This window comes from Mesorhizobium sp. CO1-1-11 (assembly GCF_020164995.1).
In the GTDB taxonomy this organism is placed as follows: domain Bacteria; phylum Pseudomonadota; class Alphaproteobacteria; order Rhizobiales; family Rhizobiaceae; genus Mesorhizobium; species Mesorhizobium australicum.
This window is the reverse complement of sequence record NZ_JAIUHE010000036.1, coordinates 1-17,684: the sequence shown is the minus strand read 5'-3', so window position 1 is coordinate 17,684 and position 17,684 is coordinate 1. Positions and strand designations below refer to the sequence as shown.

The window sequence follows — 17,684 nt, the reverse complement described above, 5'->3', positions numbered from 1 at the left end:
GCCCGCAGAAAATCCGCCCAAGAAGTAGGCTGCAATTGCATGTGCCCTTCAACGGCGGCATGCAATTCCTTGTCCGTAGGAAAATTGGACGCGGTTGCTTTTGAGAACGTCCTGCTAGTTCCATAGGGCTTCGGAGCGATGGTATGCTCGTGAAGATCATCGGATCGGCGGCGGGAGGTGGCTTTCCGCAGTGGAATTGCAATTATCGTTTGAGCCGCGCGGCTCGCAGCGGGATGCCCGGCGTTCGTCCACGAACACAATCATCCATTGCCGTGTCGGGTGACGGGGCAGGCTGGGTTCTCTTCAATGCGTCGCCCGACATTCGCCAGCAGATTGCGCAAACGCCTGAACTGCAGCCGCCAGCCGATGCGCCGCCGCGCTCGACGCCAATCCGCGCCGTGGTGCTGACCAACGCCGACGTGGACCATGTCGCCGGCCTGCTCAGCCTGCGTGAACGACAGCCGTTCGCAATCTATGGAACAGCACAGGTGCTGGAGACGCTGGAGGCGAATTCGATTTTCAACGTTCTCGATCCGTCGATCGTATCTCGGCGCCTGCTGGGGCCAACGGGCGAACTGGCGATCCGCGACGCGTATGGCCGCGAAACTGGCGTGGTGGTCGACAGCTTTCCCGTACCTGGGAAGATCGCGCTCTACCTCGAGCAAAAGGCCGATCCCAGCGCCGATTTCAGTTCCGACAGGGGTGACACAATCGGAGTCCGCATCACTGCGACCGGCAGGTGCGGCGCCATCTTCTACATTCCGGGCTGCGCGCGCATCGATGCCGCCCTGCGCACTCGTGTTGCTGATGCCGCCTGCCTGCTGTTCGACGGCACCATCTACACGGACGACGAGATGATTATTGCCCGCGTCGGCCAGAAAACCGGCGCGCGCATGGGGCACATCGCAATCTCTGGAGAGGAGGGCTCGATTGCCGGCTTAGCCGATGTAAAAATCGGCCGTCGTATCTTCGTCCATATCAACAACACCAATCCTATTCTCGACGAGAATTCCGCCGAACACGCGGCGGTCAGAGTGGCTGGTTGGGAAGTCGCCAGCGATGGGATGGAGATGGAATTTTGAGCGATTTCCACGAGACTGCGAAAGATGGCCTGTCCAGGAGCGAGTTCGAAGCCGTGCTGCGGCAGGTCGGTGAAGAACGTTATCACAACCGACATCCTTTCCATCACAGTATGACCAGTGGCGCTCTGTCGAAAGCCGAAATGCAGGCCTGGGCGCTCAACCGTTATTGCTACCAGGCCGTCATTCCGCGCAAGGACGCCATGATCCTGGCGCGTGCCGAAGATCCGGCGTTTCGCGCCGCGTGGCGCAAACGCATCGAGGATCATGACGGCGACGACGGCTGGAGCGGCGGCATCGCGCGCTGGCTGCATCTGGCCACCGCACTGGGGCTCGACGCCGAAGCGGTCAGGAGCGAGCGTCTGGCGCTGCCGGCGACCCGTTTCGCGGTGGGCGCCTACCTTTCCTTCTGCACCAACCGTACGCTGCTCGAGGCGGTCGCATCGTCACTCACGGAGATGTTCTCACCCCGCATCATCGGCGAACGAGTGCCGGCGATGCTGGCCAGATACGACTACATTACGCAAGACACGCTGGCCTATTTCAGCTGGCGGCCCGAACAGGCATCACGCGACGCGGACTTCGCGCTCGCCTACGTGCTAGAACATGCCGACACGGCCGAACGTCAGCAGCAGGCGATCGATGCGCTGGTGTTCAAATGCGACATATTGTGGGCGATGCTCGACGCACTTCAACATGCCTATGGCGCGCCTGGAAACATACCGCCCGGCGCCTTCCGCCCGAAGGCGGCCTCATGACCGGACTGCGCGAAAGAGCCATCGTGTCGTTGCGATCGGCGCCGTCACTGCCGAAGCATGTCCGAATCCAGTACGACCCTGTGCGGCGCGCCTTCGCCGTGCTTTCGCCGGAGAAAGTCTTCTGGCCGGACGAGGTCAGCCTCGACATCTTGCGCCGCTGCGACGGGAGATCCACGGTCGGCCACATCATCGCCGACCTTGCGGCCGACTATGACGCCGGTCAGGATGCGGTAGCGGCCGACGTCATCGCCTTCCTGCAGGAATGGTCGGACAACCTTCTGGTGAAACTATGACCGAGCCTCTCCTGCCTCCGATCGGCATGTTGGCGGAACTGACGCATCGCTGTCCGCTGCAATGCCCTTACTGCTCCAATCCGCTCGAATTGCTGAAGGCCAATCGGGAGCTCGACACGCGGACCTGGCTCGATCTGTTCTCGCAGGCCGCCGATCTGGGCGTTCTCCAGGTGCACCTGTCTGGCGGCGAGCCGACGCTTCGCCGCGACCTTGAGCAACTGATCGCCGCGCTTTCGTCGCGCGGTATCTACACCAACCTCATCACCGCTGGTGTTGGCATTGCCGAAGGCCGTATCGAAGCCTTTGCCGAAGCCGGTCTCGACCACCTGCAACTGAGCTTTCAGGGTGCCCGTCAGCCGACCACCGACCGTGTCGCCAACCACAGCGGCAGCCACGAAAAGAAGCTGAAGACGGCACACCGCGCCCGCGCGGCCGGGCTGCCACTCACCATCAACGCACCGATCCATCGTCACAACATCGAGGAGGTACCCGAATTCATCGATCTGGCTCTTTCCTTGGGCGCCGACCGGCTCGAGATCGCCAACGTGCAGTATGCCGGCTGGGCGCTGGCCAATCGCGATATGCTGATGCCCGAATGTGGCGCGATAGACCGGCAGGCGGACATCGTCGCAGCCGCGCGCGAAAGGCTCGCCGGCATTATGAACATCGATTTTGTCACGCCGGATTATTTCGCCACATATCCCAAGCCATGCATGGGCGGTTGGGCGCGCGACGCGTTAGTGGTTACCCCGGACGGTACTGTATTGCCGTGCCACGCCGCGCAGACGATTCCTTCGCTTGGCTTCGAACGTTTTGGAGCGAAACCGCTGGCCGACATCTGGGCCGCTTCACCCGCATTCAATGCCTTTCGCGGCACCGAATGGATGCAGGAGCCATGCCGAAGCTGCGAGCGGCGTGAGATCGATTGGGGCGGCTGCAGATGTCAGGCGTTGGCGATTGTCGGCGATGCCGCTGCGACAGATCCGGTCTGCATCAAGTCGGAGGCACACGCGCGCATGGCTGCGCTGGTCGATGAAACCCGGCGCAACGTCGCCAATGCCGCAGGGGACGAAGGTTTCATCTATCGCCGGATAGGAATCGTGAATGACATTGCGTGACATAGGTCCGCGGAACGATCTCAGGAACTCGATGTGAACCAACGCCGGTCCTTCATAGGGTCACGCAGGGCGACGCCAGGATCACCGTCATCCGGGGGTGGATGGTCGCCATCCGATGGTTCGGCTCGTTCGGGCGAATGCAGCGCTCTCAGATGTCTCCGCGCTTCTAGCCACGCGGACAGCTTGGCCGGCTCGAGCCTTCTCTCTCCTAGGTGCAGGCCCCGCACCTCGCTGCCCCCTGGCGCACTCATCAGGATCCCGGTCAGATTAAAGGCTGCGTAGTAAGACGCCCGCCTCTTGAACAGCCAATCTCAGCTTAGCGGTGGGCGGGACGCCGCGCCGGACGGCGGCGTTAACGGTAACGGCGCGCGCTGGCGGTTCAAGCGCTGTTTCGGGCCGTAAGAAAATCTGATCCTGCAAACCAGACTTTAGAGATGATTAAATTAGCAATATTGCGCATTGCGGTGTAATTTTGTGTTGCAGTGCAGCATGCCGCCGTGACTCACACTTCCAGGTTCCCGCACGACGGCGTAGTCGGCAGAGCCATCGAGGCCGGGGGGTGCGTGTCGCGGAGAGGCTCGCCGGGCGCCGGTTGCCTGTCTAGCCAACTTTTTGCGGAGACAACAGAGGCCCATGATCAAAGACAATGCCACGGTGGGCGTCGTGGTGCCAATGTTCAATGCGGAACGAACGATTCGCGCGACCCTGAACAGCATCTGCGGGCAACACTACCAGGCGCTGGATATTGTCGTCGTCGACGACGGGTCGACGGACCCTTCTGCCTCGATTGTGGCCTCCTATGCTGAACAGGATAGCCGTATCCGCCTGATAAGGCAGTCGAACGGCGGCGTTGCGAATGCGCGCAATCGTGGAGTTGCTTCCACCGATGCGGAGTTCCTGGCGTTTGTGGACGCCGACGATCTTTGGGCCCCATCCAAAATCGCGCTTCAGATGTGCACCTTACAGCAAGGCGGCTCTTCCGCAGGCCTGGCATATTGCTGGTTCGCCGATATAGACGGCGACGGCCGGGTATTCTCATTGCATAACCGGCCCGATGCCGAGGGTCGCGTGCTCCAACGCATGTGCAGGACGAACTTTGTTGGCAACGGAAGTTCAATGCTGGTCCGACGCGCCGCGTTCGAGCGAGCGGGAGGCTTCGACCCTTCCTTGAGGGCCAGGAACGCACAAGGCTGCGAGGACCTGCTGATGTGCCTCAGAATAGCCGAAAGTTACGAGTTTCGCGTCGTCCCTCAGTACCTCGTGGGTTACCGGATGACGAACGCCAACATGTCGAGCGATGTCATGCAGATGCTTCGTTCTTGTGAAATTGTCCTTGCCGAGTTTCGCCAGAAGTACCCGCAGTTCGGGGACGATCTCGACGATCATCTGATCGACATGCTGCATTGGCTCGCCGTAAGGGCCTTGATCTGCGGGCGGCTTTCGGCAGCGTATGGCCTGATGAAGAAACTCTTCCTGATGGAGCCAGGGACGGCGATTTCTCGCCTGCCAAGAATGGTGGACATCTACTGCCGAGCCCGACTGGTGCCTCGGTGGGTCAAAATCCGAGTGAAAAGGAGCCGAAACAAAAACGCCGAGTTCCAGCCCCCCTACGCAGAGGGCATCTGGTGAGTCTGGTCGCGCGATTGCGGCGGCTCTTTCGCCTGGCGGCGGCGCCAGCCTGGGCTGGGCCGACCGTGGTGGGACTTGGACTGATCGCAGCGGTTCTGGAAGGTACGGGTCTCGTCCTGTTCATTCCCCTGCTGCAGAGCCTCGGAGCCTCGCCGCCTCAGCCCGGCAGATGGCAGCCGGTGTTTGACAGGATCTTGTCACCCATCCCGCATCAACACCTGACCGCCTTCCTGGTCGGAGCGCTTTGCGTCAGCATCGTCCTCAAAAACGCGGTCCATCTCATCAACACCTGGGTAACCAGATACATTGACGGCCTCGTCGCGCACCGGTTGCGATCCAGGGTTTTCGATCAGACGATAAGTTCGTGCATCGACTACCGTGTCGAGAACAGGCGAACGGACATCATCACGACAATTGCCAACAATACCTGGAAGGTCAGCCAAGGGCTGAGCCTGGCCTACCGGTTGATGATCTGCCTTTGTACCTTCGTCGTCTTCGTTCTCTTGATGCTATTGATCTCAGTCCGATTGACCTTTTTTTCGATGATTTTCCTGCTTTTCGGAGCAATGGCCATTCGTCTGGCAACGCGACGCGCTGACGAGACCGGCAAGGCCGTCGTCGAGGAAAACAAGCAGTTCGGCCTCAGGATGTGGGAAAGCATCAATTCATTGCAATTGATCCGTGCCTTCGCACAGGAATCCTACGAGCATGACCGGTTCGTTCAGACATCGGACAGGGTAAGGCGTCGTCTGTTGAGGCTCGACATGCTTTGGGCGACCCCCGGGCCTGTCTCGGAGATCTCGATCACGATCCTGATCGGTGCACTGGTTCTCATTGCGGAATCAGCAAGCATAGGAATCGCGGCTCTCGCCGCTTTCCTGTCGCTGCTTTATCGTCTCCAGGCTCCCACACGGGAATTGCTGCAGTCGAAGATTGCGCTGGACGGGCTTGCGGGCGCGATTGAGGATGTGGACGAGTTCCTGCGCACAACGCAAACGCCGTTTCTCAGCCAAGGCTATCTGCCGGCGCCCGCCCTCAAGACGGCCGTCGAATTTCGCGATGTCTGCTTTCGGTATGCGCCCGATCAGCCTTTGGCGCTACAGGATGTCTCCTTCAGTATCCCCGCCGGCAAGACCACAGCAATCGTTGGCGAGTCGGGTGCCGGCAAATCCACCCTCATGGCCCTGCTCTTTCGCTTCATGGACCCGACGTCGGGGGAAGTCCTCGCCGACGGTATCCCGCTCTTAGGTTTCGAGTTGCGCAGTTGGCGCAAGCGGCTGTCGCTGATGTCTCAGGAGGTATACCTGTTCAACGATACCATCGCGGCCAACATCGCTTACGGCGATTTCGACGCCGGTGAGCACGAACTGCGCCAAGCGGCCCGCATTGCGAAGGCGGACGATTTCATCCGTTCGCTTCCGGAGGGCTACGAGACGCAGATCGGCGACCAGGGAATGCGCGTGTCGGGGGGCCAGAGGCAGCGGATCGCGTTGGCCCGGACCATACTTCGCAATCCCGACATTCTCCTTTTGGACGAAGCCACGAATGCGCTCGACGGTGAGACGGAACAGGCGTTCCAGATCGCCCTCGAGCAATACTCGCACAATCGCACCGTGGTTGTCATTGCGCATCGCCTGTCCACCGTCCAGGCCGCTGACCAGATCATCGTGATGTCGAAAGGACGGGTGATCGAGATTGGTCCGCCGGATCAACTCCTGAAGCGGGCGGGCCATTTTTCAAGACTTCACGAGTCTCAGCTCGGTCGTGTTGCCATGGGTGCGAACTAAGGCGATGGGCTACAAGATCGTCGACGTCGAACTGTCAATTCCGCTGGCCCCGATTGAGCTTGCGCCAGAGCACGATGGCGTTGGTCTCATTGCCCGCTGGCAGGGCCGGCTTGTCGGCTTTGAGATGATCGCGCTCGCCTCCGCAGCGATCCTGTCGGCGGAGCGACAGAAATCCGTTGCCGATGAACGTTTTGCCGATCGCATCCTGGTTGCGAAGATGGATAAGGAATTGCTGCGGCTAAGACCGGTTGGGCAATCGCCCCTGCCGAGCCTCTCCGTCGCGATATGTACGAAAGACCGCGCCGAACGTCTTTCGAGGTTGCTGGGTTCGCTCGACAGCGTCCGACGCACAACCGCTTTTCCGAGCGTCGAAGTCGTCGTGGTGGACAATGCGTCTGTGGATTCAGCCACACGCGAAGCAGTCGAGCGCTTCGAGGACGTTCGTTACGTGTTCGAACCGAGGCCCGGGCTTGATTTTGCACGAAACGCCGCTCTTCGCTCGGTCACGGGCAGCTTGATTGCCTATCTGGACGATGACGTGGTCGTCGACCGCAACTGGCTTGACGGGCTTGCCAAAGCCTGCCGGGATAATCCGGGTGCCGGTGGCTTTACGGGTTTGGTGCTGCCGCTTCGCCTGGACACCGAGGCGCAGATCTTTTTCGAACGAAGGGGCGGATTTGGCCGCGGCTTCAGGCGCAACGAATTCCACAACACCCGATTCGATAATGCGCTGCACCCGGTAGGGTCTGGTATTCTCGGCGCCGGCTGCAACATGGCTTTCGACCGCACGCTGCTGGTATCGCTGGGCGGCTTCGACGAAGCGCTCGATACCGGAGCACCGCTGCCTGGCGGTGGCGATCTCGACATTTTCTATCGCGTGCTGCGTTCAGGCCGGCCCATGATCTATGAACCGGAGTATGCCGTTTACCACGAGCATCGCGAGACGATCGACCAATTGAGACGGCAATATTGGACATGGGGACTTGGTATGATGGCCTTTCTTGTCAAAAGCCGTCGGACCGACGGAGAGCTGAGGGCACGTCACCGTGCCATGGTTTGCTGGTGGTTTTTCGATCGACTGAAAGCGCTGGCACGGGCCGCGCGCAAGCTTCAAGGTCGTGATTTTCGTTTCGGCATTGCAGAGTTGTGGGGTGGAATCTGCGGCCTGGCAGGCGAATATGATCGCTCACGTATCCGCGTGCAGAGAATCCGGGAGCAAAACCGGTGAATGGCGAGGCCTTCCGTGTCAGGCAAATCGATCTCGGCTCCGCCTGTGCGGACGCCGATGTGGGAGATACCCCTTCGCTATCGATCTTCTGGTGGAAGGACTTGCCGCTGGGAATGCGAGCGTCCTTGCCTGACGAATTGCCCTACAGCGAGGCAAGTCTGCGGCAGTTCGCGGCGGAGTTTTCGGCAGCACAATTGGCTGCCCGCAACATCCCGCTGGGCGCCCCCTTGCGGGCGACCTATGAAGGATCGCCAAAGTCCGCGCTCTGTTTGACGGCGGCGCTCGGGGCCGACGACCTTGTCGACCGCCTTGATGAACTTGCAACTGCGTCTTCAGCGTCGGCCCAGCACATCTCAGTCGTAATTTGCACGCGCGACCGCGGCCCCGCCCTGGCGGAGTGCCTTCAAAGCGTTGCAAGGCAACGCAGCGCCCCGGGCGAAGTCATCGTCGTTGATAACTCCCGCGACGGCAACGCTCGGCCGGTATGTGTCGGCTTTCCTGAGGTCCGTTTCGTTCATGAGCCGCGGCCCGGATTGAGTGTTGCCCGATCCGCCGGCATCCGGGAAAGCCGTCAAGACATCATCGCGTTCACGGATGACGACGTCGAGGTTCATCCTGGCTGGACTGCCGAAATCGCGCGCGCCTTCGAAGAACGGGACATCGAGGCACTGACCGGCTTGGTGCTGCCAGCCCGGCTCGATACGATCGCCCAACGCCGTTTCCAGTTCGACATGGGCGGTTTTGGGTCCACCTTCGTGCCGCTTCTCTTCGACCACCGCTTCTTCGAAGAGACCCGGCCAAGCGGAGCGCATGTTTGGAAAATCGGCGCCGGGGCCAACATGGCCTTCCGGCGATCGGCCTTCGATCGGGTAGGCTCGTTCGACGAGCGCCTCGGCGCCGGTGCTGCCGGATGTTCCGAAGATTCGGAGCTATGGTACCGGCTGCTGGCCGCAGGAGGGACTTGCCTGTATGAACCTCGCGCCGTTGTCTTCCATCATCATCGCCGCGATTGGCCGGGCTTCCGACGGCAAATAAGAGCCTACATGAAGGGCCACGTCGCAGCTCTTGTCACGCAATATGACAATTTTGGCAATCGCGGAAACATCGATCGCATCTGGAAGCAGCTGCCCGCATATTTCTTGAGAACATTCGTCAAGGCGCTTTTCGAAGGCCCCCCCGGCAGGACCAGTATCCTCGCGGCAGAAGTCGAAGGCTGGCTGGCTGGTCTTCAATTCCTCGTCCGTTTCGGCTGGCGAAAACGGCGAACATCAAATTGGTTGAGGAAGAAAATCGATGATCCGCAAGGCGCCGCTCGGACAATTCCTGTCTCGAAATCCCTTTCCAAACGCTCTGACGGACGGCCTTTTCTACCGTGAGAAGATGCGCGCAATTCATCGCGTCGCGCCCGCGGCGATCGACGGGCCCGGCCGGATACTCGAAATTGGAGGCGGGCGCAGCGGGATGGCAAGTATCCTCTATCCGAACGCTGAAGTCGTTAACCTCGATCTCGATCCCGAGTTGGGCAACCACCAGCCAGATTGGGCGAAGTCGACCTTCGTCTGCGGCGATGCCTGTGACCTCCCCTTCGCGAACGACAGTTTCGACGTGGCGACGCTCTTCGACGTGCTTGAACACATTGAGGATGACCGTAGTGCCGCACAAGAGGCCTTGAGGGTCGTGCGCCCAGGCGGGTATGTTCTTGTCTCGACGCCGCATGCGGAGTGGCATTACCCGTATTTTCGCGTCATGAAGCCCTATTGCCCGCATGAAAGCGAACTGATGCAGGAATGGGGTCACGTTCGTCGCGGCTATTGGGATCCCGAACTCGCAGCGCTCTTCGACCGTGCGCCGGAACGCCGCGCCACATTTATCAACCCAGTGACGGCACTCTTTCACGACGTCGCATTTTCTCGTCTGGGACGCCGTCGCCGCAAGATACTTTACGCTCTTGCGGCGCCGATCACGGCTGTCGGCTACGTGCTGCACCACCGCTCGACACGCGGCACGGAGACGGCTTTTTCCTGGCGTAAATGAATTTTGGGGCATTTGATGGGCCGCCGCGCTTCCCTCGTCATCGCCCTCTTTCCATGGGGCGACGTCGTGGAGGAATTCCTCGATCCGATAGGATTGCGGCTTAAGGATTTCGTCGAACAGATGACCGGCGGCTGGCTGTTCGGTTACGTCTCCGCCCTGCAACTGGCCGGCCACAGGCCGGTCATTGTGTGCGCTTCCGAGCATGCCTCGCAGATAGAATGCCACTACCATGCCGGCACGGGCGCGCCGATCTGGGTCGTTCCCGGCGCGCGCGCGCGTCAAGGTCACTCCGCAGCGGGTCACAGTCTGCGGCGCTGGTCCGCGACGCCGCTCCCGGCGTTCCGGGAGGTGCTCGCCCGATCCCAGTGTGATGCAATTCTCGTTCAGGAATACGAATATACCCGGTTTGATGCGCTTGCCTGGCTGGCAGTCCGTAACCGCATTCCGCTCTATGCAACGTTCCAGGGCGGCGACCGGACGCTCTCCTGGATAGAGGCAATTGCCAGGCAGGCATCTCTCCGTGCCTGCAGCGGCCTAATCGTCGCATCGGCTGCGGAGCGTGAACGCCTCGCCAAAGCTTACCCGCGTATAGCCCTCAAGGTAGCGAATATTGCCAACCCCATCGATTCCAGCGAGTGGACAGCGATCGAACGTCAGCAGGCGCGGCAAGACCTCTGTCTGGCGCGCGGGAATTTCGTCGTCGTCAACCACGGACGCATCGACGTTCGCCGTAAGGGGCTGGATGTGCTCCTGAAAGCATGGTCCTTCTTTTCCGGTGATGCTTCGTCCGAACTGGTCATCATAGGCTCGGGGCAGGACCGAGACGTTTTTGCCAGGCTGCTGAGAGAGGCCGCACTGCCGAATGTGAGATGGCTTTGCGACTATACCACGGACCGGTCCTTGATACGGCGTTGGCTTTCGGCGGCGGATGCCTATGTCACTGCGTCCCGCACCGAAGGTATGCCCGTCGCACCGTTGGAGGCGATGGCCTGCGGCCTTCCGATCGTTGCTACCGACGCACAGGGCGTACCCGACATCTTGGCAGACGGCGAGGCATCCGGCGGCCTCATTGTTCGAAGGGACGAGTCGGCGGAAATTGCACACGCGCTGAAGAAACTTAAGGACGATCCAACCATGCGAGACCGCCTCGGACAGGCGGCGCGAAAGCGGATAGAGGGAAGTTTCTCGCTCGGCGCGGTGGCTGGCGCTCTCGATCGCTTGCTGACCGCGCGGTAGCGTCACTTGCGCAATATCTGTTACAATCGACTGCGATACCAAGCCAGTGCCGTCTCGACGATCCTGTCGATGGCGGATTGCTCGGCCGCCCAACCGAGTTCCCGCTTGGCCTTGCCGGCCTCAGCAACAAGCCCCGGCGGGTCCCCTGGTCTGCGCGGCCCGTAAACCAGCGGAACCCGCATTCCCGAAGCCCGGCTGACGGCATCGACCAGTTCGTTCACCGTTGTACCCGCTCCGGTTCCGAGGTTGTAGACGTGGACGCCCTTGTCGCGGAGAAGCTTCTCCCCTGCCAGGACGTGGGCGCGCGCGAGATCGACAACGTGGATGTAGTCCCTCACGGCGGTTCCGTCGCGGGTGTCAAAATCGGTGCCGTTGATTCTAAAAATGCGGCCCGGCCTCACTGCCGCCTCTATGGCGAGCGGAATGACATGTGTTTCCGGTTCATGCTTTTCTCCGATTTCGCCGTCGGGGTCGCATCCGGCTGCATTGAAATACCGAAGCACGACCGCGTTGAGACCATGAGCAAGTGAGATATCCTCGATCATCCTTTCTATGATGAATTTGGACCAGCCATAGGGATTGATGGGCGACTGTCGATGCGTCTCGTCTATCGGCGACCGCGTCGGGATCCCGTAAATTGCACAGGTGCTCGAAAAGATCAGCTTGTCCAGACCGGCTTTCAGCATTTCCTCGAGCAGGACCAGGGTGCCGAAACTATTGTTTCGGTAGTAAAGTTCGGGCCGCTCGACTGACTCGCCAACGTAAGCGTAGGCAGCGAAATGCGCCACGGCGTCCGGCCGATACTGGTCCAGAGCGTCCGCCACAGCCGCCGCGTCGGAAATATCGCCTTCGATCAACGGTCCCCATTTCACCGCGTCGCGCCAGCCGCGCGAAAGGTTGTCAAAGGCAACAACCGACCATCCGGATTCCGCGAATGCCTTGCAGCAGTGCGACCCGATGTAGCCGGCCCCGCCAGTTACCAGGACCGTCTTCATTCGGCTGCGGCGGGCCGAATGTGCCCAGATGAAACCACGTCCTCGAAATACGCAATTGTCTTGGCAAGGCCAGCACGCAATGCAGTTCTTGGCTTCCATTTGAGTTCGCGGGAAGCATATCGGATATCGGGCTGCCGCTGCTTTGGATCGTCGACGGGTAGCGGCGAAAATCTGATCTTCGATCGGCTTCCGGTAAGTTCGATCACCAGATTTGCGAGTTCGAGCATCGTGAATTCCGCCGGGTTGCCGAGATTGACAGGACCGGTGATATCGTCGGCCGTCTGCATAAGACGTACCAGACCGTCGATGAGGTCCTCGACGTAGCAGAATGAACGCGTCTGCTGGCCAGTGCCGTAGACCGTAATCGGTTTGTTTTGCAGCGCCTGCACGATGAAATTGGAAACGACACGACCGTCGTCGGGACGCATCCTTGGACCGTAGGTATTGAAAATACGGGCTACCTTGATCTTCAACTTGTGCTGTCGCCAATAGTCGAAAAACAGGGTCTCGGCACATCGCTTGCCTTCGTCATAGCAGGAACGAGGGCCAATCGGGTTCACTCTGCCCCAATAGTCTTCCAACTGCGGATGAACCTCCGGGTCGCCATAGACTTCGGAGGTGGACGCCTGCAGAATGTGTGCGCGAACCCGCTTGGCCAGTCCGAGCATATTGATCGCGCCATGAACGCTGGTTTTGGTCGTCTGGACGGGGTCGGACTGATAGTGGACGGGGCTCGCCGGACAGGCGAGATTGTATATTTCGTCAACCTCTACGTAGAGTGGAAACGTCACGTCATGACGAATAATCTCGAACGATCGGTCATCGAGGAGATGAGAGACGTTTCTGCGGCTTCCTGTGAAGAAGTTATCTGCGCAAACTACCTGATGGCCCTCAGCAAGGAGCCGCTCGCACAAAAATGATCCCAGGAAACCTGCGCCGCCTGTCACCAAGATTTGTTTCGCCTGCTGCATCTTCAGGGTCTCCGGCTAATCTTAGACAAGACTAATATATTAAACTGACGCAGGGCCATACGCCACCGGCCTGCTTTCAATTTACGTTACGGGCAAGACATTGTTCTCGATGGACCAGGGCTGCGATCACCGCTCACAGGCGGCTCGAGCGTCCTATTTGCACGCCAGGGTAGCCCTTCCGCAATCAAAGCCGGACATCGGGCTTCCCCTTTATGGGGCCCCTGCTATTTCGAACGCGATATTCACAGAAAGTGCCACGCGTTCGGATAGCTGATTAGCGGATCAAGGTGATGAAAAGCGACACCCTCTCCTACCCTCCACGTGGCCTGTCGCGGGATGAAGCTGCCCGCTACGTCGGCGTCGGGGTAACAAAGTTCGACCAGATGGTCTTAGACAAGCGCATGCCAAAGCCAAAGAAAATCGACAGTCGTGTGATCTGGGATCGCCTTAAACTGGAGGCTGCGTTCGCGGATCTGCCCGGCGACGATGACGACAATGTCGTCGACTTTCTCTTGCAAGGGAATCATCGAGGGTAATAGTCTGGTTCTGCAATGGAACAGCGTCTTAAAGACAAACACCCAGGTGTGTCCTCCTATAAGGATCGTCATGGGAAGACGCGCTGGCGCTACCGCGCCAATGGCCGCCTGGTGCCGCTGCCTGCCCCCAACGAGAGAGGTTTCAAGGAAGCCTATCAGGCCGCTGTCGAGGGTCGTAAGATTCGGAAAGCGCCGGTTGTCACAATGCCGGGTGCTGCCTTGCCAGGAACGTTCGGAGCAGCCGAAAAGAGATTGAAGGCGTCGGTCAAGTGGCTCGCCCATGATGACAGCACGAAATTCAAGAACAGCCGCCTGATCGAGGAATTTCTGGGTCTGCGGGTGGTCCCGGACCATCCGCTGACATGGCGCGACGTGCCCGTTAAAAACCTGCGGCGGGTCCACGTCGAAGAGCTTCTGGGGCACTTTATCGCGACACCACACAAGGCCAAGCATCTGCTCGTCGCGATACGCAAGCTCGTCTATGTCGCGATGCGACTGGACTGGATTGCAATCGATCCTACCGCGGCGGTCGAGTGGCGTCCTGCCTACACGGGCTGGAAGGCTTGGCCTCACGAAGCGATGCAGAAGTTTGAGCAGCGCTGGCCGCTGGGGACGGCTGCGCGCACCTGTTACGGGCTGGCGCTCTGGCTGGGCAATCGTCGCGGCGATGTCGCCGATCTAAGGTGGGACCAGAGGGTAACGCGCAAGGTCATGATCGATGGCCAGGAGCGTCATTTCGACGGCTTCGACATCGTCCAGGCAAAGAACAAGAACCGGACCGGTGGCAAGCGGCTTTTCGTACCGATCACGCCCATGCTGGCCGACATTCTTGGGGCCGCCGACAAGCGCGGCGAAACCGTCCTGGTGACCGCTTATGGCCAGCCCTTCTCCTCCAAGTCCCTGACCGGGAGCATGGCGCACTGGTGCAAGCTTGCAGGGCTTGCGAAAGGGCTGACGCTGCATGGGCTGCGAAAGTCGCTCGGCGTCTATCTCGCCGAGGCCGAGGCCTCGACCAGGCAGCTCATGGATGTGCTGGGCCACGACGACATCGATCATGCCGAGCTCTATTCACGCGAGGCATCGCAGGTTCGTCTGGCGGTTCAGGGCATGGATCGCGTCGTGCGGCTGGTGACCCGCAGGCCGATGCTTGGCGAACCTTCTGGCGAACCCGTTGGCGAACCTACTCGTAAGCCATTGAAAAACAACGATAATGGTGGGCCCGGAGGGACTCGAACCCCCAACCAAGCGGTTATGAGCCGCCGGCTCTAACCATTGAGCTACAGGCCCCACGCGGGCTGGATTAATGTTTTTCGCATCGCGGCACAAGGCTTTCCCGGCGGGCTTTCGCAGATCGCCCAAATCAACCCATAATCGCGCTCTACGCGCCCCCCTGCGACTTGATCGCAGACCAAGGAGATTTTCATGACCAGACATCTTTTGCCCCTCGCGCTCGCCGCTGCAATCGCTTTTCCGGCGATGGCTGGAGCCACCGATCTGCCGACCCCGCCCCGCATCATCGTGTCCGGCGAGGGCGAAGCAACCGTGGCCCCCGATCTGGCGGTGCTGACGCTCAGCGTCATGCGCGAAGCCAAGACGGCGCGCGCCGCGCTCGACGCCAACAATGATGCCATGGCCGCGGTGATCGCCGCGATGAAGGCCGCCGGCATCAAGGATCGCGACCTGCAGACTGCGGGCATCCAGATCAACCCCCGCTACAACTACACCAACAAGCCGGACGGCAGCCAGGAGGCCGAACTCGTCGCCTATCAGGTGACCAACACGCTCTCGGTGCGCGTGCGCGACGTCGACAAGACAGGCGAGATCCTCGACAGGGCGGTGTCGCTCGGCGTCAACCAGGGCGGCGGCATCGCCTTCACCAATGACAATCCGGCGGCCACCGTCACCGAGGCGCGCAAGAAAGCTGTCGCCGACGCCATGGCCAAGGCCAGGACGCTGGCCGAGGCGGCCGGGGTCAGCCTGGGCCGTGTGCTCGAGATCACCGATCAGAACAGCAGGCCGGCGCCGATGCCGATCAACGCCAAGGCATTCGACGCCGCGGCCGGCGCGGCGCCGGTACAGGCCGGCGAGAACGCCTACAATGTCCAGGTCACCGTTACCTTCGAACTGAAGTAGGCGGCGCTGGACGCCGTGGCTGAGCATTGCTTGGCCACGGACCTGCTCAAGAGAGACCGCCGCGGGCATTAAAAACCCCGCGGAATCGCTCCCGCGGGGTTTCGGGCCACTTCTTTCCCTAGGGAAAGGGGCTCCAGACCTTCACAGAAGGTCCACGCCTGAGATTCTCAGCGGTTGATGACCGGGCAACCGCGCTCGTTGGCGAACACGATGACGACGCGGTCGCCGTACTGACGGCCCATCACCTTGACCACGCGGCGGTTGACATCGACGATGCGGGCACGGTGCAGCCCCATGCGCTCCGCCTTGTCGAGGGCGCGATCCGGCGAGCAGCCACGGCGCCAATCGTCGCGGCGCTCGTCCCGGCGGTGGCGATAGCCGTCGTCGCCGGCATAGACGCCGAAGCGCGGGTCCTGGTTGTTGCCGAAGCCAAGATAGAGGCTGTCGGCATGGGCGGGGATGGCCGCCAGCGTGCCGAGGCCGACCAGAGCCGAAAGCGCTGCCGTCTTGATGCTGGTGTACATGGTTCTCTCTCCTTGTTGCGGGCTTGCGCCCTCCTCGCGAAACCGATGGCGGGAGAATGCACCGGCCTGTCTGAACTATTTACGAACTGCCCGTTCATCCGCGGTTCATGTAGCGCCACACGGGCAAAGCGCCGACCTTGCAAATCTCGCGCCGGCAAAATCCCTCGCCGGCATTCAACAATATCGCGCCAGGCGCCTCGCCCTCGCACGGTTCCCGACAGGCAACTCCTGACGATCTACCGCGCGCGTCAGGGCTCGTCGTCGAGCATAAAGTCAAAATAGTCTTCCGGCTCGGCCAGGTCGGTCTCGCTCGCCTTGACCCGGCCCCGCATGGAAATGCCTGCCTCGTGCACGGTCTCGGCACTGCCGGAAACCAACCGATGCCACCAGTAGAGGTCGCGGCCTTCCGCCACCAGCCGGTAGGCGCAGGTGCTGGGCAGCCAGCTGATGGTGCGCACATTCTGCGGCGTCAGGCCGACGCAGTCGGGAACGCGCGCCAGCCGGTTGGCATAGTCCGCACAGCGGCAGCTCTCGGCGTCGAACAGCCGGCAGCCGACGCTGGTCCAGTAGATTTCACCGGTGTCCTCGTCCTCGAGCTTGGACAGGCAGCACTTGCCGCAGCCGTCGCAGAGCGATTCCCACTCGGTGGGGCTCATCTCTTCCAGCGTCTTGGTCTTCCAGAACGGGGTTTCCATTTCCGGCATGTGGCCCCAGCCGCCGCCAAGGTCAAGCGCGGCGACAGCCGGAATGAGGCTGCAAAGGGGGCCGAATGACATGAAGTTGCCTTCAAAAGGTCGGCCAATAGCCCTGTACAGCCCCTAACGATGGGCAACTGGAACCAATTTCGTTAAAAGCGGTTTCGGCAAGGATGGGACCCCACAAGGAGAATTTCGATGAAACGCCAACCACGGATTCTGGCAGGCACAGCCCTTGGCCTGTTGATGGCATCCGCGCCGTTAGGCGCGTCCCCGCTTCAGGGGACAGCCGCGTTCGGCCCCATGCAACGCGGGGGGACACCGCTGATCATCCTGGCGCAGGACACCCCCACCGACCAGGGACAGGGCGACGAGGAACAGCCGCGCAAGAAGAAGCGCGAGCAGCAACAGCAGACCGAGACCGCTCCGGCCGCGCAGCAGCCCGCCCCCGCGGCTGAAGAGCAGCAGCCGCGCAGGAAGAAGCGCGACCAGCAGCAGCAGGCCGAGCAGGCGCCCGCCGGCGAGGCCGCGCCCGCAACCGACGAGCAGCAGCCGCGCAGGAAGAAGCGCGACCAGCAGCAGCAGACCGAACAGGCGCCCGCCGGCGAGGCCGCGCCCGCAACCGACGAGCAGCAGCCGCGCAGGAAGAAGCGCGACCAGCAGCAGCA

General features: G+C 61.0%; 16 protein-coding genes, 1 tRNA gene and 2 pseudogenes. 14 read left to right on the top strand and 5 right to left on the bottom strand.

From position 1 onward, the window contains the following. The first annotated feature begins 143 nt into the window (after positions 1-143). The 10 genes from pqqB (at position 144) to LB554_RS28245 (ending at position 11,162) form a co-directional block, all read left to right on the top strand. On the top strand, positions 144-1,082 hold the full coding sequence (pqqB, locus tag LB554_RS28290; RefSeq protein ID WP_141906166.1) for a pyrroloquinoline quinone biosynthesis protein PqqB: 939 nt from the start codon (positions 144-146) through the stop codon (positions 1,080-1,082). After that, positions 1,079-1,837 carry a pyrroloquinoline-quinone synthase PqqC gene (pqqC, locus tag LB554_RS28285; protein WP_224588109.1) on the top strand — a complete coding sequence of 253 codons (759 nt, stop codon included), beginning with the start codon at positions 1,079-1,081 and terminating at the stop codon, positions 1,835-1,837. The genes pqqB and pqqC overlap by 4 nt, the downstream gene beginning before the upstream one ends. After that, positions 1,834-2,130 carry a pyrroloquinoline quinone biosynthesis peptide chaperone PqqD gene (gene pqqD / locus LB554_RS28280; protein WP_015316539.1) on the top strand — a complete coding sequence of 99 codons (297 nt, stop codon included), beginning with the start codon at positions 1,834-1,836 and terminating at the stop codon, positions 2,128-2,130. Before pqqC ends, pqqD begins: the two co-directional genes overlap by 4 nt. Further along, positions 2,127-3,248 (top strand): pyrroloquinoline quinone biosynthesis protein PqqE, encoded by a 1,122-nt coding sequence (gene pqqE / locus LB554_RS28275; protein WP_224588118.1) that lies wholly within the window; start codon positions 2,127-2,129, stop codon positions 3,246-3,248. Before pqqD ends, pqqE begins: the two co-directional genes overlap by 4 nt. Positions 3,249-3,881: 633 nt before the next feature. Beyond that, entirely contained in the window at positions 3,882-4,877 is a 996-nt protein-coding gene (locus LB554_RS28270) for a glycosyltransferase family 2 protein (RefSeq protein WP_015316537.1), read from the top strand. Continuing rightward, complete coding sequence (locus LB554_RS28265; RefSeq protein WP_224588107.1) at positions 4,874-6,664, top strand: ABC transporter ATP-binding protein; 1,791 nt, start codon at positions 4,874-4,876, stop codon at positions 6,662-6,664. Before LB554_RS28270 ends, LB554_RS28265 begins: the two co-directional genes overlap by 4 nt. Before the next feature lie 4 nt (positions 6,665-6,668). Next, the gene (locus LB554_RS28260) at positions 6,669-7,892 is read left to right on the top strand and encodes a glycosyltransferase family 2 protein (protein WP_015316535.1); all 1,224 of its coding nucleotides are present in this window, start codon (positions 6,669-6,671) and stop codon (positions 7,890-7,892) included. After that, on the top strand, positions 7,889-9,268 hold the full coding sequence (locus LB554_RS28255; RefSeq protein ID WP_083882987.1) for a glycosyltransferase family 2 protein: 1,380 nt from the start codon (positions 7,889-7,891) through the stop codon (positions 9,266-9,268). Before LB554_RS28260 ends, LB554_RS28255 begins: the two co-directional genes overlap by 4 nt. Next, positions 9,186-9,926: a class I SAM-dependent methyltransferase gene (locus LB554_RS28250; RefSeq protein WP_141906172.1), complete on the top strand. Its 741-nt coding sequence runs from the start codon at positions 9,186-9,188 to the stop codon at positions 9,924-9,926. Before LB554_RS28255 ends, LB554_RS28250 begins: the two co-directional genes overlap by 83 nt. A gap of 15 nt (positions 9,927-9,941) precedes the next feature. Beyond that, on the top strand, positions 9,942-11,162 hold the full coding sequence (locus tag LB554_RS28245) for a glycosyltransferase family 4 protein (RefSeq protein WP_224588105.1): 1,221 nt from the start codon (positions 9,942-9,944) through the stop codon (positions 11,160-11,162). Positions 11,163-11,182: 20 nt separating this feature from the next. Here the strand turns inward: LB554_RS28245 and galE are convergent, their stop codons facing one another. Together galE and LB554_RS28235 are read right to left on the bottom strand one after the other, a co-directional pair. Then, on the bottom strand, positions 11,183-12,157 hold the full coding sequence (galE, locus tag LB554_RS28240; RefSeq protein ID WP_224588104.1) for a UDP-glucose 4-epimerase GalE: 975 nt from the start codon (positions 12,155-12,157) through the stop codon (positions 11,183-11,185). Continuing rightward, positions 12,154-13,128 (bottom strand): UDP-glucuronic acid decarboxylase family protein, encoded by a 975-nt coding sequence (locus LB554_RS28235; RefSeq protein WP_015316531.1) that lies wholly within the window; start codon positions 13,126-13,128, stop codon positions 12,154-12,156. Before LB554_RS28235 ends, galE begins: the two co-directional genes overlap by 4 nt. A 290-nt stretch (positions 13,129-13,418) precedes the next feature. Between LB554_RS28235 and LB554_RS28230 the strand changes: the two genes are divergently transcribed. Beyond that, entirely contained in the window at positions 13,419-13,664 is a 246-nt protein-coding gene (locus LB554_RS28230) for a hypothetical protein (RefSeq protein ID WP_224588103.1), read from the top strand. Positions 13,665-13,679: 15 nt separating this feature from the next. Next, a pseudogene (locus tag LB554_RS29580) lies at positions 13,680-14,684 on the top strand (tyrosine-type recombinase/integrase); the annotation flags it as partial. Positions 14,685-14,875: 191 nt separating this feature from the next. On the opposite strand, the gene LB554_RS28220 reads toward LB554_RS29580, so the two are convergent. Beyond that, positions 14,876-14,951, bottom strand: a tRNA-Ile gene (locus LB554_RS28220). A 135-nt stretch (positions 14,952-15,086) separates the two neighbouring features. Between LB554_RS28220 and LB554_RS28215 the strand changes: the two genes are divergently transcribed. Then, positions 15,087-15,797: an SIMPL domain-containing protein gene (locus tag LB554_RS28215; RefSeq protein WP_224588102.1), complete on the top strand. Its 711-nt coding sequence runs from the start codon at positions 15,087-15,089 to the stop codon at positions 15,795-15,797. A 167-nt stretch (positions 15,798-15,964) separates the two neighbouring features. Here LB554_RS28215 and LB554_RS28210 read toward each other — a convergent pair whose 3' ends face one another. Both LB554_RS28210 and LB554_RS28205 read right to left on the bottom strand, forming a co-directional pair. Continuing rightward, on the bottom strand, positions 15,965-16,321 hold the full coding sequence (locus tag LB554_RS28210) for a hypothetical protein (RefSeq protein ID WP_224588101.1): 357 nt from the start codon (positions 16,319-16,321) through the stop codon (positions 15,965-15,967). 248 nt (positions 16,322-16,569) lie between these two features. Continuing rightward, entirely contained in the window at positions 16,570-17,016 is a 447-nt protein-coding gene (locus tag LB554_RS28205) for a YcgN family cysteine cluster protein (RefSeq protein ID WP_041163697.1), read from the bottom strand. Between the two features lie 198 nt (positions 17,017-17,214). Here LB554_RS28205 and LB554_RS28200 point away from each other — a divergent pair. After that, a pseudogene (locus tag LB554_RS28200) lies at positions 17,215-17,684 on the top strand (flagellar motor protein MotB); the annotation flags it as partial.